General features: G+C 61.5%; 20 protein-coding genes and 3 pseudogenes. 13 read left to right on the top strand and 10 right to left on the bottom strand.

The features are described from left to right. Positions 1 to 9: 9 nt before the first annotated feature. Both E4Q23_RS15650 and E4Q23_RS15645 read left to right on the top strand, forming a co-directional pair. Positions 10 to 1782 (top strand): bifunctional alpha/beta hydrolase/class I SAM-dependent methyltransferase, encoded by a 1773-nt coding sequence (locus tag E4Q23_RS15650; protein ID WP_169067586.1) that lies wholly within the window; start codon positions 10 to 12, stop codon positions 1780 to 1782. After that, complete coding sequence (locus E4Q23_RS15645) at positions 1779 to 3098, top strand: dual specificity protein phosphatase family protein (RefSeq protein ID WP_248595494.1); 1320 nt, start codon at positions 1779 to 1781, stop codon at positions 3096 to 3098. Before E4Q23_RS15650 ends, E4Q23_RS15645 begins: the two co-directional genes overlap by 4 nt. On the opposite strand, the gene E4Q23_RS15640 is transcribed toward E4Q23_RS15645, so the two are convergent. Next, complete coding sequence (locus E4Q23_RS15640) at positions 3073 to 3231, bottom strand: hypothetical protein (protein ID WP_169067496.1); 159 nt, start codon at positions 3229 to 3231, stop codon at positions 3073 to 3075. The genes E4Q23_RS15645 and E4Q23_RS15640 overlap by 26 nt on opposite strands. Before the next feature lie 70 nt (positions 3232 to 3301). On the opposite strand from E4Q23_RS15640, the gene E4Q23_RS15635 reads away from it, so the two are divergent. Genes E4Q23_RS15635 through E4Q23_RS15625 form a run of 3 tightly spaced genes read left to right on the top strand, consistent with a single transcriptional unit; the run spans position 3302 to position 5146 of the window. Continuing rightward, on the top strand, positions 3302 to 3535 hold the full coding sequence (locus E4Q23_RS15635) for a hypothetical protein (RefSeq protein WP_169067495.1): 234 nt from the start codon (positions 3302 to 3304) through the stop codon (positions 3533 to 3535). A 35-nt stretch (positions 3536 to 3570) separates the two neighbouring features. Next, on the top strand, positions 3571 to 4191 hold the full coding sequence (locus tag E4Q23_RS15630) for a lysophospholipid acyltransferase family protein (protein WP_169067494.1): 621 nt from the start codon (positions 3571 to 3573) through the stop codon (positions 4189 to 4191). A gap of 13 nt (positions 4192 to 4204) precedes the next feature. Further along, the gene (locus E4Q23_RS15625) at positions 4205 to 5146 is read left to right on the top strand and encodes a phosphatidate cytidylyltransferase (protein WP_169067493.1); all 942 of its coding nucleotides are present in this window, start codon (positions 4205 to 4207) and stop codon (positions 5144 to 5146) included. A 569-nt stretch (positions 5147 to 5715) separates the two neighbouring features. Here the strand turns inward: E4Q23_RS15625 and E4Q23_RS24015 are convergent. Further along, positions 5716 to 6126: pseudogene (locus E4Q23_RS24015) on the bottom strand (ISNCY family transposase); the annotation flags it as partial. A 245-nt stretch (positions 6127 to 6371) separates the two neighbouring features. On the opposite strand from E4Q23_RS24015, the gene E4Q23_RS15615 reads away from it, so the two are divergent. Then, entirely contained in the window at positions 6372 to 6533 is a 162-nt protein-coding gene (locus tag E4Q23_RS15615) for a hypothetical protein (protein ID WP_169067483.1), read from the top strand. A gap of 199 nt (positions 6534 to 6732) precedes the next feature. Here the strand turns inward: E4Q23_RS15615 and E4Q23_RS15610 are convergent, their stop codons facing one another. Then, positions 6733 to 6951: a hypothetical protein gene (locus E4Q23_RS15610; RefSeq protein ID WP_042333599.1), complete on the bottom strand. Its 219-nt coding sequence runs from the start codon at positions 6949 to 6951 to the stop codon at positions 6733 to 6735. A gap of 355 nt (positions 6952 to 7306) precedes the next feature. On the opposite strand from E4Q23_RS15610, the gene E4Q23_RS15605 reads away from it, so the two are divergent. The 6 genes and pseudogenes from E4Q23_RS15605 (at position 7307) to E4Q23_RS15580 (ending at position 10480) form a co-directional block, all read left to right on the top strand. Further along, complete coding sequence (locus E4Q23_RS15605) at positions 7307 to 8218, top strand: alpha/beta hydrolase (protein ID WP_248595493.1); 912 nt, start codon at positions 7307 to 7309, stop codon at positions 8216 to 8218. 20 nt (positions 8219 to 8238) lie between these two features. Then, positions 8239 to 8658, top strand: a complete 420-nt coding sequence (locus E4Q23_RS15600) for a hypothetical protein (RefSeq protein WP_169067491.1) — start codon at positions 8239 to 8241, stop codon at positions 8656 to 8658. A 140-nt stretch (positions 8659 to 8798) separates the two neighbouring features. Continuing rightward, a pseudogene (locus E4Q23_RS15595) lies at positions 8799 to 8964 on the top strand (SAM-dependent methyltransferase); the annotation flags it as partial. 111 nt (positions 8965 to 9075) lie between these two features. Further along, positions 9076 to 9492, top strand: a complete 417-nt coding sequence (locus E4Q23_RS25285) for a hypothetical protein (RefSeq protein ID WP_211203787.1) — start codon at positions 9076 to 9078, stop codon at positions 9490 to 9492. A gap of 188 nt (positions 9493 to 9680) precedes the next feature. Then, entirely contained in the window at positions 9681 to 9962 is a 282-nt protein-coding gene (locus E4Q23_RS15585; RefSeq protein WP_169067489.1) for a DUF1778 domain-containing protein, read from the top strand. Beyond that, on the top strand, positions 9959 to 10480 hold the full coding sequence (locus E4Q23_RS15580) for a GNAT family N-acetyltransferase (protein ID WP_169067584.1): 522 nt from the start codon (positions 9959 to 9961) through the stop codon (positions 10478 to 10480). Before E4Q23_RS15585 ends, E4Q23_RS15580 begins: the two co-directional genes overlap by 4 nt. Positions 10481 to 10515: 35 nt before the next feature. On the opposite strand, the gene E4Q23_RS15575 is transcribed toward E4Q23_RS15580, so the two are convergent. The 3 genes and pseudogenes from E4Q23_RS15575 to E4Q23_RS15565 form a co-directional block, all read right to left on the bottom strand. Further along, the gene (locus E4Q23_RS15575; protein ID WP_169067488.1) at positions 10516 to 11814 is read right to left on the bottom strand and encodes a thioredoxin family protein; all 1299 of its coding nucleotides are present in this window, start codon (positions 11812 to 11814) and stop codon (positions 10516 to 10518) included. A 191-nt stretch (positions 11815 to 12005) separates the two neighbouring features. Next, the gene (locus E4Q23_RS15570; protein ID WP_169067487.1) at positions 12006 to 12425 is read right to left on the bottom strand and encodes a DsrE family protein; all 420 of its coding nucleotides are present in this window, start codon (positions 12423 to 12425) and stop codon (positions 12006 to 12008) included. Positions 12426 to 12673: 248 nt separating this feature from the next. Further along, positions 12674 to 12907, bottom strand: a pseudogene (locus E4Q23_RS15565) (ISAs1 family transposase); the annotation flags it as partial. Positions 12908 to 13131: 224 nt separating this feature from the next. On the opposite strand from E4Q23_RS15565, the gene E4Q23_RS15560 reads away from it, so the two are divergent. Beyond that, positions 13132 to 13341, top strand: coding sequence for a hypothetical protein (locus E4Q23_RS15560; RefSeq protein ID WP_169067486.1), 210 nt, complete (start codon positions 13132 to 13134; stop codon positions 13339 to 13341). A 283-nt stretch (positions 13342 to 13624) separates the two neighbouring features. On the opposite strand, the gene E4Q23_RS15555 is transcribed toward E4Q23_RS15560, so the two are convergent. The 4 genes from E4Q23_RS15555 to E4Q23_RS15545 all read right to left on the bottom strand — a co-directional run. Continuing rightward, positions 13625 to 14650 (bottom strand): tetratricopeptide repeat protein, encoded by a 1026-nt coding sequence (locus E4Q23_RS15555; RefSeq protein ID WP_169067485.1) that lies wholly within the window; start codon positions 14648 to 14650, stop codon positions 13625 to 13627. 17 nt (positions 14651 to 14667) lie between these two features. Beyond that, complete coding sequence (locus tag E4Q23_RS24005) at positions 14668 to 14955, bottom strand: hypothetical protein (RefSeq protein WP_248595492.1); 288 nt, start codon at positions 14953 to 14955, stop codon at positions 14668 to 14670. Between the two features lie 43 nt (positions 14956 to 14998). After that, a complete protein-coding gene (locus E4Q23_RS24000) occupies positions 14999 to 15235 on the bottom strand; it encodes an iron-containing alcohol dehydrogenase (protein WP_248595491.1) in 237 nt (78 codons plus the stop codon). 475 nt (positions 15236 to 15710) lie between these two features. Beyond that, positions 15711 to 16422 (bottom strand): hypothetical protein (locus E4Q23_RS15545; protein ID WP_336511709.1); only part of this gene is annotated, 712 nt, incomplete at its 5' end.

Here is a 16422-nt window from a genome sequence, read left to right as displayed (position 1 = left end):
AGGATGGGGATGAATTCCGTGCATCGACTGGACGAAGGTCCGGTGATCGAAAGCCGTTTCGCGACCGACGACGGTGTCGAGCTGTTCTACCGCCACTGGCCGGCCAGCGGCACGCGCCGGGGCACGGTGGTGATGTTCCATCGCGGTCATGAGCATTCCGGGCGCATGGCACATCTGGTGGATGAACTGGATCTTCCGGATTTTGATGTTTTTGCCTGGGATGCCCGCGGGCATGGCCGCTCGCCTGGCGAGCGCGGTTTCTCGCCGAGCTTTGCCACCTCGGTGCGTGATGTGCAGACTTTTGTCGACCACCTTCACAACGCCCATGGCGTGGCGCCGCAGGAGATGGTGGTGCTGGCCCAGAGCGTGGGGGCGGTGACGATCGCAACCTGGGCGCACGACTACGCGCCGCAGGTCCGCGCGCTGGTGCTCGCCTCGCCGGCTTTCAAGGTGAAACTCTACGTGCCTTTCGCGCGGCCGGGGCTGCGTCTGCTGCAGAGGCTGCGCGGCAATTTCTTCGTCAACAGTTATGTGAAGGCGAAGTTTCTGACTCACGATCCGGCGCGGCAGGCCAGCTTTGCTGCCGATCCGCTGATCACGCGCGCCATTTCGGTCAATATCCTGCTCGCCCTGTACGAGGCTGCCGAGCGCGTGGTGGCCGATGCGGCCGCGATCACCATCCCGACGCAGATGCTGATCTCGGGGGCGGACTGGGTGGTGCATGATCAGCCCCAGCACGATTTCTTTGATCGCCTCGGCAGCACGGTGAAGGAAAAGCATGTGCTTGAGGGTTTCTTCCACGACACCCTGGGCGAAGCCGATCGGGAGCGGGCGATCGCGCTGGTGCGCGGCTTCATTCTGCGCCAGTTCGACAGCCCCGCGCCGACACTTGACCTGAACGATGCCGACAAGGCCGGGACCACTTTCGACGAGGCGCAGACGCTGGCCGCTCCGCTGCCCGAAGGAAGCTTCAAGGGCTGGTGGTGGAAGATGTACCGCAAAAGCCTGCGCTGGGCCGGCATGGTGTCGGACGGCGTGTCCTTGGGGCATCGCACCGGTTTCGATTCGGGCAGCACGCTCGACTACGTGTATCGCAACGAGGCCAGGGGCGCGGGCTTCATCGGCCGCATGGTGGACCGCAACTACCTCGACGCGATCGGCTGGCGCGGCATTCGCCAGCGCAAGCTGCATCTCGAGGAGCTGATCCGCGACGCCATGGCCCGCTTGCGTGCTGACGGCGCAGCGGTGCGCGTGCTCGACATTGCCGCCGGCCACGGCCGCTATGTGCTCGACGCCCTGATGGCCGAAGGCACAGCTCCGGAAAGCGTGCTGCTGCGCGACTACTCGACCATCAACGTGCGCGACGGTCGCCGCCTGATCGCGGAGAAGAACCTGGCCGGCATCGCTCGCTTTGACGAGGGCGACGCCTTCGACAGCGAGTCGGTGGCCGGCGCGCAGCCAGGGACCACGATTGGCATCGTCTCCGGCCTGTACGAGCTGTTCCCGTCCAACGACCTGGTCCGTGCTTCTCTGGGCGGCATGGCGAGGGCGGTCGAGGCGGGGGGTTATCTCATCTACACCGGCCAGCCCTGGCATCCGCAACTGGAGATGATCGCCCGCGCGCTGACCAGCCATCGCCAGGGTGAGGCCTGGGTGATGCGCCGGCGCACGCAAGCCGAAATGGACCAGCTGGTGCGCGAAGCGGGCTTCGAGAAAATCGGGCAACGCATCGATGAATGGGGCATCTTTACCGTCTCGATCGCGCGTCGCAAGGCGGCATGAACAGCGTCGGCTCCGCTCCGCTCGGGCCGATCCGCTGGCAGCACAGCGTCGCCTGGCTGCTGTTGCTGGCGCCGCTGTTCTTCCTGAGCTACGGCTGGACCAACCAGCTGGCGGCCAGCCGCGGAGTGAGCGCGAGCATCGTTTTCGGCTGGGAGCGGGCGATTCCCTTCCTGCCGTGGACCATCGTGCCCTACTGGTCCATCGACCTGATGTACGGCTTGTCCTTCCTGGCCTGTCGCACGCCGCGCGAAGTCAATCACCACGGCCTGCGCCTGCTCAGCGCGCAACTCATCTCGGTGACCTGTTTCGTGCTCTTCCCCTTGCGCTTTTCGGGCGAAAAACCCGCCGCCGACGGTGTCTTCGGCACGCTTTTCGATGCCCTTGCCGGCTTCGATCTGCCCTACAACCAGGCGCCGTCACTGCATATCAGTCTGCTGGTGATCATCTGGTGGGTGCTCGTGCGCCGCGCTTCGCCCGGCCGCCGCATGGTCTGGAATGCCTGGGCGCTGCTGGTGGCGGCCTCGGTGCTGACCACCTGGCAACACCATTTCTTTGACCTGCCCACCGGCCTGCTGGCGGGGCTGCTGTGCCTGTGGCTGTGGCCCGACCGGGGTAGGCCGCCGCTGTGGCCGCCTGGCAAGGGGGAGGGCAGGCGAGCGCGCCTGAGCCTGGGCTATTTTTGCGGCGCCATGATCTGCCTGCTGATGGCGGTGCAGGGCGGCTGGGCGCTGCTGGCCGCGTGGCCGGCGACGGCCCTGGCACTGGTGGCGGCCAACTATGCCTGGGCCGGTGCCGGCGGCTTTCAGAAGCACGACGGCCGTCAGAGCTTCGCCGTACGCTGGCTGCTGGCGCCGTACCGGCTGGGGGCATGGATCAACAGCCGGCTATGGACCTGGCGAAAACCCGAGCCCGATCGGGTCGCCGATACGCTCTGGCTGGGTCGCCTGCCGACCGCCGCCGAACTGGCCCGGGAGCGCTTCGATGCCGTCGTCGATGTCACCGCCGAATTCAATACGCCACGCGGGGCGGCGCGCGCGTACAGCGTGCCGATGCTCGATCTGGCCTTGCCGTCACTGGCGACCTTGCGCCATGCCGCAGCGACACTGGACACCGCCGTGGCCAACGGCGACCGGGTCCTGGTGTGCTGCGCGCTGGGCTATTCGCGCAGCGCGCTCAGCGTCGCCGCCTGGCTGCTGCAAAGCGGCCGCTGCGACTCGGTCGATGCGGCGATCGCCCGGATCAGGGCGGCGCGACCGCAGGTCGTGTTTTCCGAGGCACACTTGACGCTGCTCAAGGAGTTGTCCGATGGGCAATGATGACGATGAACTCATGCCCCGCCTCGCCGCCGATGCTGCCGTCACCGCCGGTCTGCTCGACAGCGGCCGGACCCTGGCCTGGGTGAGCGGCATGACGCTGCTGATCACCGCGCTTGTCTGGCTGCTGGGGCATGCCGTGCATTCGCCGGCGCTCGTCGGCGCGGTCGTGATGGCCGCGGCGCAGGCGTTTTTTTGCACAGCGCGTGCGTTTCGACGCCGGCATCTTCCACTTCTGGGCCTCGCGCTGGCATCATCCGCTGGCAGCGGCTGCCGATCTGGCAGCGTTCGATGCGTGTGTCGGTCGACAAAAGCCCGCGGCCGCTTCAGTCGCAGCGGATCTTGCCGAACGGCGACGCGGCGCCATCCGGCTGCTGATCTGGCAGGCTGCCTGCGCGACCCTGCAACTGGGCTTCACCGTCATTGCCCTCTGGCCCTGACTGCCTGACTGTACTTTTTTGCGAAGCGACGAGCGATGATCGAAAAACTGTTTGGCCTGCTGTTGTGCAACTTTGCCAAGCTGCTCACCGGCGTGCGCCCGCTGTGGCAGAACTGCGAGCCCGAAGCGAAGCTGCGCGTGTATTTTGCCAACCACCGCAGCCATGGCGATTTCGTCTTGATCTGGGCGGCGTTGCCGGCCGCGTTGCGCCGTCAGACGCGCCCGGTCGCCGGGGCGGACTACTGGCTTGATAGCCGCTTCAAGAGCTGGCTAATCAACAAGGTCTTCCAGGCCGTGCTGGTGGACCGCCGGCCTGGGCGGGAGGGCCCGGATCCGGTCGCGCAGATGGCCGCTGCGCTACAGGCCGGCAACTCCCTGATTTTGTTCCCCGAGGGCACGCGCAATCTTGGCGAGGCGCTGCTCCCCTTCAAGAGCGGGATTTTCCATCTCGCGCAAGCGATGCCGCCGGTGGAGTTTGTGCCGGTGTGGATCGAGAACCTCGGCCGGGTGATGCCCAAGGGGGCGCTAGTGCCGGTGCCGCTTCTCTGCACGCTGACTTTTGGCGCACCTCTGACGCTGACACCGGGCGAAAGCAAGGGCGAATTCCTTGACCGCGCCCGCCACGCGCTGCTCGACCTCGCCCCGCCGGCGAACTGACCCAGGACCCGCGATGAGCCCCGATCACACCGTGTTCAATGTCTTTGCTGCGGTTTTCGCCGCCCTGGCTGTCGCCAGCGGCATTGCCGCCGTACTCAAGTGGCGGCTGGCGCCCGACGCCTCGGGCGCGGTCATCGACAACCTCAACGCGCGCATCAACGCCTGGTGGTGGATGGTGGGCGTACTGGCGGTGGCCTTCTGGATCGGCGAGGGCGGCATCATCGTCCTCTTCGGGCTGATCTCCTTCCAGGCGCTGCGCGAGTACATCTCGCTCACCCATACCCGGCGCGGCGACCACCACGCCCTGATGTGGTGTTTCTTCTTTTTCCTGCCCGCCCAGTACGTGCTCATCGCCATCGACTGGTACGGACTGTTCAGTATCCTGATCCCGGTCTATGCCTTCCTGCTGCTGCCGATCTCGGCGACGCTGTGCAGCGACGCCGAGCGCTTTCTCGAGCGTGCCGCCAAGGTGCAATGGGGGCTGATGATCTGCGTGTATTGCATTTCGCACGTGCCGGCGCTGCTGACGCTGGAGATTCCCGGGTTCGATGGCCGCAACGCGCAGCTGATCATCTTCCTGGTGCTCACCGTGCAGTCGAGCGACGTGTTCCAGTACGTTTGCGGCAAGCTCTTTGGCAAGCGCAAGCTGGCACCGGCGATCTCCCCGTCGAAGACGCTCGAAGGGCTGGTCGGTGGCCTACTCACCTCGACCGTCCTGGGTGCCGCCCTGTACTGGTTGACGCCTTTCAACGTCTGGCAGGCGGCACTGGTGGCGCTGACCATCAACATCGTCGGCTTCTTCGGTGGCTTCGTGCTCTCGGCCATCAAGCGCGACCGTGGTGTGAAGGACTGGGGCACCCTCATCGAAGGGCACGGCGGCATGCTCGACCGTGTCGATTCGATCAGCTTCTCGGCGCCGATCTTCTTTCACATTGTGCGCTACTGGTGGGTGTGATCGGAGTCGCACGATGCCTCGTCCCATTACCGAGCACTTCGCAAAGGTTCTGAAGGCCCCTCTCTGCAACCGCATGTGGAGCTGGGGCGCCGTGCGCGCTGACGGCGCGATCTTCCTCCGCTGCTGGGATGACGAGATCAAGAAGGGCGTCGCGCTACTGGGTAGTTCCTGTGAAATTCCCCCGCAGGACTTGTCTCTATTGCGCGAATGATTCTGACCTGTTGAAGGCGGCTGGAAAGTCGATACGGCGGCAGCGGACGGCGGCCCACATTGCTTTCACGCCGTTTTGCGTGACCCGGTAGAGACGAGAGTTGGTGACCTTGGCGATCAAGCCATGGCCGCGCAGTTTGGCGATCAGGCGGCTGGTTCGATGCGTGCGCCGCTTGATTTCGGCGGGGTTGTTGGCAGGGGCGGAGTAAAGTTTGCCCTGAAGATCGCGCTTGCGGAAGCCATTGATGGCGAACTCGCCGGCGAGCAGCGAGGTGAACAGAGCGACGTTCTCCGCGGTGACCGGGTTGAAAGCGGCGACATGCCGACCCGCCTTGCTCTGTGACCGGCACAGGCGATCGATGGCCTCGATCCACGACGATCTGGTTGATCTTGTTCAGCAGTTCCGGCGTGAATAAGGTGACGTTGTCCTTCAGTGTTTGGTAGTGGTACGACGTCGGGTCGAACAACCCATGCCCGAGCATCTGCCGAATGGTGTTGTGCTGATTGACCAACTCATGCAGACGGTCGTAGTCGATGTTCAAGTCAAGCCGGATCACTCCGCAGACGAAGATCGACCAGAGCGTCATCCCGGGACGCCCCGTCCGTTTGTCGACCTTCGGGGCCATGCCTGATTCAAGCAACTGGAAGAGCTTTGCCCGCTTGCCTGGATCTTGGTAGAGGTACTGCAAACCTCGCAGAATCTGCGGGATGTCGTCGCGCGACTTGGCGTCAAGAACAATATGGGAAACATCGACTTCGCCAATGTGCATTTGGGTATTCTCGACAACTCGCGTCGCTTGCCTCCAAAAACTCGTCGGTTTGTACTCTTCGGCTCATCGCTTGGAGATCCGCCCAATCCCTTGCTGCTGTTCAGATCAAGGGGTTTTCGGTCACGCACTATCTATTCGAGCTGGCCAGCGATCTGGATGAGCAGGTTTCCACATGATGGCCAATCTGTAAGAGGTACAGGCAACGCTATCGCAATTGACGGCGCTGTCCCCAGACAGCTTGTGCCATGGAGGCCTCGACGGCGGCGAATGATGACTGGCCGCCCCTACTCTGGCCCATCAAGCGTCCGGTCACAACGGCGGATCGCATCGCCAACCACAAGGGACGCAATCCGCAGGAACGCGCCTCCCTAAAAAAGCGCCTGCTGCGCAAGTGGATGAGCAAATGAAGCTCCCGCTTGCTCCAAGGTGGAGGCTGGTGACACAACTGCTTGTTCTACCCCTGGTAAGTGCGCCCGTCGCGGATGTGATAAATCCGCCGGTAGGTCGGGATGATCTCCTCGATTTGTGTGGGCAACCGGCATCGCACGACCGCCGGTGTGAAACACACAGTGGCAAGGCTTGCGCTCAAGCGAAGGGTCCGGACGGCTAAACAGGCACCCGAACGTACCCGCGGCGAATTCTGACCTTCTCCATGGTCTCGATTATCTTCATGCCTTCCGCTTCGCTCGATACGAAGAGAGTCCGGAGCGCACCAAGACGATTGGTCTTGCCGCCCCTGGCGACGATCAGCACCCAATCCTGAAGCAGGTCACGCACCAAGCGGACCTCGTAGTACCTGGTACTCGTCTCCCAGCGAACGCGCATCGTTGCCTCTCCGCCACCCTGCATTGCAGACCATCATTGAACTCCGGCGTGTATGCGGGTGCCGGTATCTTCATCTTTCATTGCAAAAGTGATTGACTTCTACCTCTCACCCTTGGCAGACTAAATTTCGGGGGGAGCTCAAATTCTACTTTGTCAGATGGCGCGGCGTTGGTGCACTATTAGCAACATCTGATATACGATATGTTTAATTCCGGAACTTTAGGCGAGAACTCCCCCTGTCCCCGTCCTACGTTATGCGGCAGGCGCAATTTGCCAACCCTGACGAAGCGATTGAAGTCGGCTAGCCCGGCCGTCGGCGGCAATGCGGTCTGGCAATCGGGGAACGCCGTCCAGTATGCGTGATGCGAGCACCTGGGAAGGCATCTCTACGGCGCTCGCCATGCTGTCGGTCGCGGTCGTCGCCCTGCTCACCATCAATCACCTAATTCGCCGCAGCCTGGCCGCGCCGCGCGTTGCCGAAAGCGGGGTTCCCGACGGACTGCCGTGGCGCCAGGTGGCGATCTCCAGCGTGCGCGGAAAGACTCTGTTCGGATGGTTCATCCCGGCCGGCAAATGCGCACCGGCACTGGCAATCCTGCATGGCTGGGGTGGCAACGCCGAAATGATGTTGCCGCTGGCCAAACCCCTGCACGGGGCAGGCTACGCACTGCTCTTCTTCGACGCACGCAGCCACGGCCGCAGCGATGGCGACAGCTTTGCTTCACTGCCGCGCTTTGCCGAAGATCTGGCGCACGCGGTGGATTGGCTGCGCGCCCAGGCGGAAGTCGACGCACACCGAGTTGGTGTCATCGGGCATTCCGTCGGGGCGGCGGCGGCCTTGCTGCTCGCCAGCCAACGACAGGACCTGGTCGCCGCCGTGACGCTGGCCGCTTTCGCCGATCCGGCAGCGATCATGCGGCGCTGGCTGAAAGCGCGGCGGATTCCCTATTGGCCGCTGGGGGCCTACATTCTGTACTACGTCCAGCACGTCATCGGCCAGCGTTTTGCGGACATCGCACCCTGCCACACCATCCGCGCGGCAAGCTGCCCGGTGCTGCTCGTACACGGCACAAACGACGAAACGGTACCGGTCAGCGAAGCGCAGGAAATTTTCGCCAGGCGCCGTGATGAGCGGGTACGCTTGCTGCTGATCCCTGGCAGCCACGATCAGTACGCGGAAATGGAGCGCCACTTCGAAACGGTGATCGACTTTCTGGACGGTGCCACAAGACCACTTGCCGACCGACACGGCAAAGAACTCTCGTAACCAACAATAGGAGATGTAAGGTGAAGAGGCGCTACTGGATAATCATCATCCTGCTGTTGCTCGTTGGCCTCGACTGGGTAATCCGCGCCCCCGATTCGCGTTCTCGCCAGCTGACGGCAGTCATTGCTGCGCAGGGCAGCGCGAAGCTGAAGAGCTACCCCTACCAGTTCCGGATCCTGAAAGTCACTGGCGAAACGGCGTTCATCAGTACGCCGCGCAACGTCCAGGTACCGGCGTTCAAGGCGCTGGCCGTTCTCTATCCGGAAATCAATACCAAGGATGCCAACGATCCGACGTTCATCGCCGCGCAAACGCTGCTCGGCGAAGTACAGGCTGAAGCGCGCGCGATCGTCCTCGCGCAGCCCGGGATCAAGGACGCGCGCTGGGAACTTGATCGTGAGTGGCTCGCCGCGCACTATATCGAAGTGCCGGAGAGGTAATTTCCAGCGCGGCAAGCGCGAAGACGCGGCGTGCTCGCTGCTGCCACGGATGGCTGCAGAAACCATTCTGGGATGCTGCGCTGTGGGTTTCAGCACAACGATCGATGACCGGGAATATTCGTTCAATGAGTCCGGAAGCGATGTGGCGCAATCGTTACCACGAAGCTGGCGAACAATATTTGTTTGGCACAGAACCGCTTCCTGGTACACCGAGCAAGACTGCTGCAGGACGGACAAAGGGCGCTGTCGCTCGCCGATGGCGAAGGCAGGAACTCGGTGTGGCTCGCCGAGCAGGGTCTCGAGGTCATCCATCAGGATCCGAGGCTGCTGATCGCCGACGAGAGCGATTGACGTCAGCGCCTCTTCAACGATTTTCGCGGCGCCAGCGTTTCCGCCAGCGGCGGACTGCAGCAGCGAGTGGCCGTCGCGGGCTGGGAAGACGCCGTGGTGGTGGTCGAGATGACGACACTCGAAAAGAAATTCGTCCAGAGCTACCAGAGCGATGGCGGGAATGGACAACTCGTCATCTCCTCCGTGGCACAGGTTTCGGAAGGGCAGCCGGTTTCATACCCCCTCGTATATGCTCGACAGGCTGGCGACAAACAGCCCGGAACGGATCGCTCCAGCGGGTGGAGAAACAAGATGAACATCACCTTTCTCGGCGCGGCGCAGCCCTGCGAAGTAACCGGTTCGTGCTACTTGGCCGAGACCGCAGACACGCGCCCTGGTGAACTGCCGCATGGTGCAGGGCAGGCGCGAGGCAACGGCGCGCAACCGAAAGCCGTTCGCATTCGACCCGGAATCCATAAATTGCGTGTTGCTGACTCATGCTAACACCAGTTCGTGGCGACCGCTGTCGCCGAGAAGCTGGCGGCCATGAACACCGCGACGTTCTTCGCTGAACTGACGGCTTTAACGGGCTCAACAATGGATCTGCTCACGAAACGGGAAAAATCGTACGATAAGGTGAAATTGACGAGTACGGCAGGCTGCCGTACTCTCATCTTCAGGAGGACAAGACTATGCCCGCAGCCATTTCTACCGTCCGCCTCGAAGCCAGGATCAGCACCGATCTGCATTCGATGCTCAAGCGCGCTGCTGAACTTCAGGGGCGGAGCATGACCGACTTCGTGATCACCGCCGTTCAAGACGCAGCACAACGCGCCATCGAGCAAGCCGAAGTTATCCGCCTGTCCATGGCCGATCAGGAGTGCTTTGCTCAGGCGCTGCTGTCGCCACCTCAGCCGTCGCCGGCCCTGGAACGTGCTTTCGCTCGTCGTAGCCAGCTGCTGCGCGCTGACTGAATAGCGCGCCGTTCCGGCTCGCGCCGCTCGATGCGACACATGACCGAACGAAGTTCAACAGTACTTCCGAGCCGCTAGACCGCTACTTGCGGGAACACGTCACTCAGGATGTGCGCCGACGCGTTGTCGCCTGTTTTGTCGCGTTGGCTGAGGGGCACCGCATCGCGGGCTACTACACCTTGGCGTCGGCAAGCCTGTTGCTCGCCGATCTTCCGGCCAGCACCGGCAAGAAGCTACCGCGCTACCCGACCGTGCCAGCGGTACGCATGGGCCGCCTGGCCGTCGATCAGGGATTCAGGGGGCAAGGTCTAGGCGGTGCGCTACTGGCCGATGCGCTCGACCGTGCCGCTCGCTCGGAGATCGCTGCTTATGCCCTGATGGTAGACGGTAAAGACGAGGCGGCAGTGGCCTTCTACCGGCATCATGGATTTATCGCTTTGCCCGACTCTCCGCTGACGCTGTTCCTGCCCCTGGCAACCGCTCTTTCCGCTCGGAAAACGGACAACAAGGCACGCTAAGGCAGACGTTCTCGAAACGCGCCCTTTGGCGGCGACTAGATCGAGAATGATTTTCGAGAACACATCAGCCGGTGCACCAGCCATGAACCACCAAGCGCGCCGGCCAGCAAGGCCAGTGCCACGCGCAGATCGTTGAGCGCCGCCGGTGCAACAAGCAGCAGAACGCCCAGCCCCAGCATCATGCTGCCGGAAAGCAGTTTGAGGAACCGCCCTTCGCTCTCGGACATCTTGCGCGAGCCGAGGGTCCAGGTGAACACCAGTGTGATGATCATCAGCGGCATCACATAGACCAAACTGTAGAGTCCCAGATAGGCATAGTGCTGCCAGGGGGACAAGTCAGACAGGGTCAGCAGCCGCGTATAGACCATCGGGAATCCGGCGGTACACAGCAGCTCATACGAATTTGCCGCCACCGCCAGGGTAACCGTGCCGAGCGTCAGCGCCGGCATGCTGTCCGCCCGCAGCAGCCCGCGCACGTGCCGGTAGAGCCTGGGCTTGGCCGTGTCGGAGATGCTCAGCGAGATCCCCTTCTTGAACCAGAAATAGTCCTTGATGTTGATCAGCGCGATGATTATCGCCAACATCCCTGCCACCGTCGTAACCATCGCGATCTCGCCCAGCCAGCGGAAAGCGTTCAGCCAGGCGGCCATGAACACGAAGTAGATCAGGCCCGAGAAGGAGAGGAAGACGGCGCCGATAAACAGCATGCGTCGGCGGCTGCCCGCATGGACGAGCAGCGAAAGCAGGAATAGGAGCACAAAGAAGGCGCAGGGATTAAAAGCATCGAGTCCGGCGATGATCAGGGTGAAAACTGGCAACGACAGCTGCTCGGCCGTCACCCTGCCGAGCAACGGGAGATCGACACTCGGCACCCGCGCCATTGCCGCAGCGGGCTCAAACGTTGCCGGCATGCCCGTTTCGCGACACAAGCGCAGTCCTTCCTCCAGCGCGTGCCCGGTTCCTTCCGGCCGATCGAAACCGACGGTCATGCGGCCACAGAAGATAAAGGCTGGAACGCTACTCGCTTCTTGACTCAGAGCCTCCGCCATGGCGACATACGCCTTGGCCGCTTCCGCGTCGCTGCTGACGTCGCCACTGTGCACCAGCAACCAGGGATAGCGGGCCGACAGCGCCTCGACGAACGGAGTCGCCGCCTGGCAATGCGGGCAGCTCCGAGTCCAGAAGAAGTACAAATGCACCTGCCGTTCGCCAGCGGTGTCGTGGTCGATCCACAGCGACGCATCGGCAGCGACTGGCGAGCAATAGACAGCGGCGGCAGTGAGCAGGCAGATCAGGCGCAAGACCCGAACCAAGCCGGTGAGTCGTGTTCTCATCGCGTACCTTGCCGATAGTGAGCCGGCCGTGCTGGCTGAATGCCGCCTCGTCGCGGCCGGAGCTTCGACAGGCATGGCGGAAGGTTTCAGACAGCGCCTGTCATTTGCACCCGGTCCTACCCCTTTCTTCGCTCCTTTTTCACCGGTGCCGGTTGACGCAGCGCCAGAATCAACGCCTCGTGGTCAGGCGCTCACCACGACAAGGTCTTGGTGTCGTCCTTGAACAAGGCGTTACCAAGCAGCTCCGGGCTGCCGATCTTGAATCCCGGCAACAAGTCCGACGCTTCGACGTCGAATTGCTGCATGCAGTAGTGGCATATCAATACCGTCGCACCCTTGCTCATCAGTTCGGCGAGCGCCTTTTGATGATCGGCATGCTTCTCCGCGTACTTCCTGGACGCGAGAAGGATGCCGCTCTCGTTCAGCCAAATCGTCAACGAGTGTCCTCTGGCGCGTTGAAGCTCGGCAAAATGCAGAACGTGGCCAACCCGCCGTGTCGCATCGCTCGATAAAGCGATGAACAAGGGATCCTTATCCTCGGCGAAGACCGGGTTCGACAAACCGGAAACGATCAGCGCCAGGGCCAACAAGACAGTCTTGAAGAACTGCATACCTACCTCCGTGGAAAGCGGGTGAAACATTCGATCGTCGGTAATCACGACTATCGGCTATTCGAAGTATGCCCGGCCAGCGACCAATCGTCGTGTGGCATCTTGTCGCATCTCAGATCAGCAAGAGTGGCCCCCGACCTTCAGGCGGGCCTGCGCTTTACGACGAGAGAAATGGCCTCGGACTCCGCTGGCGAGATCCCTCAGCTCAACAAACGGCCTACAGGCAGGACAGGACAATCGCATGAATCTTATACAAGACCCAGCAGCTCGGCACGGAAGGAATCGGAAGTAGCGGCGATCAGGCGCTGAGTCTTGAGGCCACCCTTGCGCTTCACCGGGGGAAGGCGGAGGAGATTGAAGACGAACTGGCGCAGGACAGCCAAGTTGTGCGCGGCATGATCGGTGCAAGCCCGCATCTGATCGTCGCCAAAGACCACATCCATGCACCAGCGCAGGCTGTTCCCGACACGGCATGGCGCGCGTCACGGGAAGGGCTGGTTCATGAATGCGCTGCGTGAACATTGAGCACGCTCTGGCGCTGTTGGCTCGCGCCAAGGGTGATCTCTAGGTCCTGCGTCGACTGCGCGATGATCCGGATGCTCCCGCCTGGGTACTCGGCTTGCATGCTCAGCAGGCAGTTGAAAAAGCCATCAAGGTTGTGCTGTCCGGTTGCGAGCTAGCGTAGCCGCTTACCCACAACCTGGTAATGCTGTCGGAATTGCTGCGCAACGCGCTTTGCTCGTTGCCACCGGACGTCGAGGCCTTCGGCGGCCTGACGCCCTTTGGTGTAGTCCTGCGCTACGAAGATGTCATTGATGATCCGTCGCCAGTCGTCGACGCTGTGTGGTGCGAGGCGCTGGTCACGAGAACGATTGACTGGACGTTCCAACAGCGGAGCGAAAAACACGCGCAGTAAGCAGAGGAAACGTGGCGCGACGAGAGTTCTCCACGAATGGGGAATGCCGGCCGTCGAAGCGGGTACGGGAGCGCACTACAAGAGTGTCGCTGCCAGCCAGGAAGCGAGCACGCTATCAGCCGGCAAGCCGCGACCGTAGGGCGCCAATGGCCGATCGAGCCGACGGCGGTCGGCCGCCCAATAGCGCAGCGTGCTCGCCGGCAGCTCCGCACAGAGACCGACGAGTATCGTGGTCTCCGCCCGATTGTCGCTGTTTGTGGCCGCCTAAGCCTTACCCGGATCATCACTTTCCTTGAGACCGCTGCTGAACTTGATTAGCCTCCTTGGCTCTTCCTGTAACTTTCAGAATATTGGCGTAACGCTTCGAATGCTCCGTACGAACGGGGTGCCCAAGAGGAAAAATCTTCTCGTCAATTGCAACACAACGAGTATAAATCTGTGCTGCCACATCATATTTCCCTTGCATCTCGCAGGAATCGGCGATAGCTGATAGTAAATTCGAGACGACCTCATTTTCACTGCCGATCGCCTTCTCCATAATGCGTAGCGCCTCGCGATAATAATTCTCGGCTTCAGCATTTCTTCCCCACGCCCGGTATATATCCCCAAGAATCTTTCGATTGCCTACCATGGAGACATGATCAGCTCCAACCATCGACATCCTGAGACTGAAGGCACGCGCAACGAGTTTCTCAGCTTCTTCAAGTCGTAGTTGCCCGAGGTGAACTTGAGCCAATCCCTCCATAATTATCGGAATATTCGCACGAAGTCCGACCGGGATAGATGGGTCGTCAGCAGGCCACGCCTTTTCAACAGCCACCAGGGCGCGCTTGTTGAGCCGCTCGGCTTCGACATACTCCCCCTTTGCTGTCAGCAGATCTGCCAGAGTCGACGACGAAATTGCGGCAAACGGATGATTCGGCCCAAATCCCTTTTCCTTAATGGAAACAGAACGGCGCAGCAGGGATTCCGCCTTGGCAACATCACCTGTATTCAAATAGATAGATGCCATTATTGACATTAACGCCGCGGTTTCTAGGTGCTCAGGGCCAATGGTCTTTTCAGAGATAGCAAGAGCACGCTCGGCAAATGGTTTTGCTTCTTCGTTCCGTCCTTTTCCGCGATATACGATTGCTAGCAAACTCAGCGATTCGACAGTACGAGAGTGTTCAGGCCCGAGCACGCGCTCGGCAGTTTCCAGGGCGCGTTGGGCCTCGGCTTCTGCGCTAACAAAGTCGTTACGCTCCATGGCGCGAAACGATGCTTGTTGATGCGCTTCGATCGACTGTGCAGTGTCAGCAGCACTCACCTTTCCAACGTGTCCGATCAAAAAAAGCAGCCAGCAAACCAAATAGCAATCGACCCATCAAATCTCCTTCCGTCAGCAAAAATTCCGTTTCTGGATTTCTTGCAGAGCATGAGAATAAACCCATTCCAACTCACCCCGCCGCGAAAAAGTTTGCGCAGGTCGTCCGGAACGATTTCTCGCGGCGGGTTGGTCAGCAGGCGCTGTTGCGCCCAGGCAACCTTGGTCCGCGCCTCGACGTCAGCTTCGCCATAACCCACCCCGCCGATGTCGTTGGCAATGCCGGTAGCCTTCATCATCTTGATCAACTGGCTGGCGAGGATTTCTGCGGCGTCTTCATCGGTGGCCCCTTTACCTCTGCACCGAGGCAGTGCCCCGCGTGGATGTGGCGGCGCTCGCCGTGGACCGAAACACCGCGGGCGCATTGACGATGACGCTCATGCCGTGCGGCACCATCGGCTCGTCCTGCGGAGAACCCGCGGCGCGATAGTCGCGAACCAGTCCCGCCACGGAGTAAGCCATGCCATGTGGCACATGCACGCCCGCGTTGCCGAAAGCGATTCCGGCAAGCGTGGCGGCATACATCATCTTGTCGCGTGCTTCACATGTACCTATCCTTCTTGAATGGCGTTACCGTTTCGCGCTTTTTTTTTTCCGTGGCGCGGGTGATAATTCCTGCGTTACCAAGCGCCTGGTGTCAGCTTAGGCGATTGCCGGAAAAGAACGTACCAGATTGCGCCGGATTTTCGGTCGGCTTCAAGGCGCGACAACAGGCGCATAGCCGAACTATGCAACTGTTGTCGTAACACACACGACGGGCGAAAAGGCAAGCAAGATGGCATGTTCTTTGACAGAAATCGCCTAAGCACGCGCATCCGCGCAGGCAGTCATCAGGCGGCAGTCTGCTGCCACCGGAAATCGAAGTCTTCGGCCCCGGCTCTGTCCATCGCTCGCGCCAACCACTTCACATTGCTGGAAATGCTTTGCGCAGCCGGCGGCTATTTCTGGCCGATTGTACGCATCCAGCCGTTGCACCGAAAGCCGCTGCGCGCGCCCGCAATCGCTAATCCCGGCGATCTCCACCATGCTTGCCGTAGTTGCCGTAGCCCTTGTCTTTCTGCTGTTTGCCATGATGGTCATCCCGGCGTTCATCCTCTTGGTATTGGTGGGCGTCGCGTCGGTAGTCGCGGCGGTATTCGTCACGGTATTCCTCACGGCGATAGCGCTGCTGACCCTGATAGTAGGGAATGTATTCGCGCTGGTACCAGTTGTTCTGAACAAAGTAGACCCGCTCCCCGCAGGCACGGTACTTGTGACAATTCCTGCTCCAGTGCTTTGCGTGGCCGGGGGGAACGTTCAGGTAGATCGGCGGGCGCACGACCGGTACCCGCTCGATGATGATCGGCTGCGGGTACATCAGTTGCGGTGTTGGATAGCCGCCAAGGTCGATGCGACCATAGAAGCCGGGTTGGCCAATACTTACCGAGACGCCAATTTCGGTGGAAAGCGCCGCCGAGGTGGCGACGAGCAGTACGGCGGCGAAGAGGAGACGTTTCATGCTGGCCTTGTAGTTGTGTAGCAATCCCACGTAACGCAGCAAGCCCTTGGGCCGTTGACTACCTGCCTTCCTGGCGCGCCGAGTGACCCGGCGAGCGAGTGCTTGCGCTATCGCTGCGGCATGAGAAATGTGCTTGGTAGCGATCGAGCGACTTGCGCTCCAGCTGCAAAGCAGCGCCCTGGCGGCACCCAGGGCGCGCCTCGGCACGACAGTTTCA

This window comes from Candidatus Accumulibacter phosphatis (genome assembly GCF_012939955.1).
Classification (GTDB): domain Bacteria; phylum Pseudomonadota; class Gammaproteobacteria; order Burkholderiales; family Rhodocyclaceae; genus Accumulibacter; species Accumulibacter delftensis.
Note: the sequence above shows the minus strand (reverse complement) of the source record. Positions and strands in the feature narration are given on the sequence as shown.

Coding starts and splice junctions, on each gene's coding strand:
- E4Q23_RS15610 (WP_042333599.1), bottom strand. CDS start 6,951: ATGCGCGTTCGCTGGGAGACGAGTACCAGGTACTACGAGGTCCGCTTG.
- E4Q23_RS15640 (WP_169067496.1), bottom strand. CDS start 3,231: ATGCCCCAGCAGCCAGACAAGCGCGGTGATCAGCAGCGTCATGCCGCT.
- E4Q23_RS15630 (WP_169067494.1), top strand. CDS start 3,571: ATGATCGAAAAACTGTTTGGCCTGCTGTTGTGCAACTTTGCCAAGCTG.
- E4Q23_RS24000 (WP_248595491.1), bottom strand. CDS start 15,235: ATGATGTATGCCGCCACGCTTGCCGGAATCGCTTTCGGCAACGCGGGC.
- E4Q23_RS15575 (WP_169067488.1), bottom strand. CDS start 11,814: ATGAGAACACGACTCACCGGCTTGGTTCGGGTCTTGCGCCTGATCTGC.
- E4Q23_RS15605 (WP_248595493.1), top strand. CDS start 7,307: ATGCGTGATGCGAGCACCTGGGAAGGCATCTCTACGGCGCTCGCCATG.
- E4Q23_RS15625 (WP_169067493.1), top strand. CDS start 4,205: ATGAGCCCCGATCACACCGTGTTCAATGTCTTTGCTGCGGTTTTCGCC.
- E4Q23_RS15650 (WP_169067586.1), top strand. CDS start 10: ATGAATTCCGTGCATCGACTGGACGAAGGTCCGGTGATCGAAAGCCGT.
- E4Q23_RS15560 (WP_169067486.1), top strand. CDS start 13,132: ATGCTGTCGGAATTGCTGCGCAACGCGCTTTGCTCGTTGCCACCGGAC.
- E4Q23_RS15615 (WP_169067483.1), top strand. CDS start 6,372: ATGGAGGCCTCGACGGCGGCGAATGATGACTGGCCGCCCCTACTCTGG.
- E4Q23_RS15585 (WP_169067489.1), top strand. CDS start 9,681: ATGCCCGCAGCCATTTCTACCGTCCGCCTCGAAGCCAGGATCAGCACC.
- E4Q23_RS15570 (WP_169067487.1), bottom strand. CDS start 12,425: ATGCAGTTCTTCAAGACTGTCTTGTTGGCCCTGGCGCTGATCGTTTCC.
- E4Q23_RS15645 (WP_248595494.1), top strand. CDS start 1,779: ATGAACAGCGTCGGCTCCGCTCCGCTCGGGCCGATCCGCTGGCAGCAC.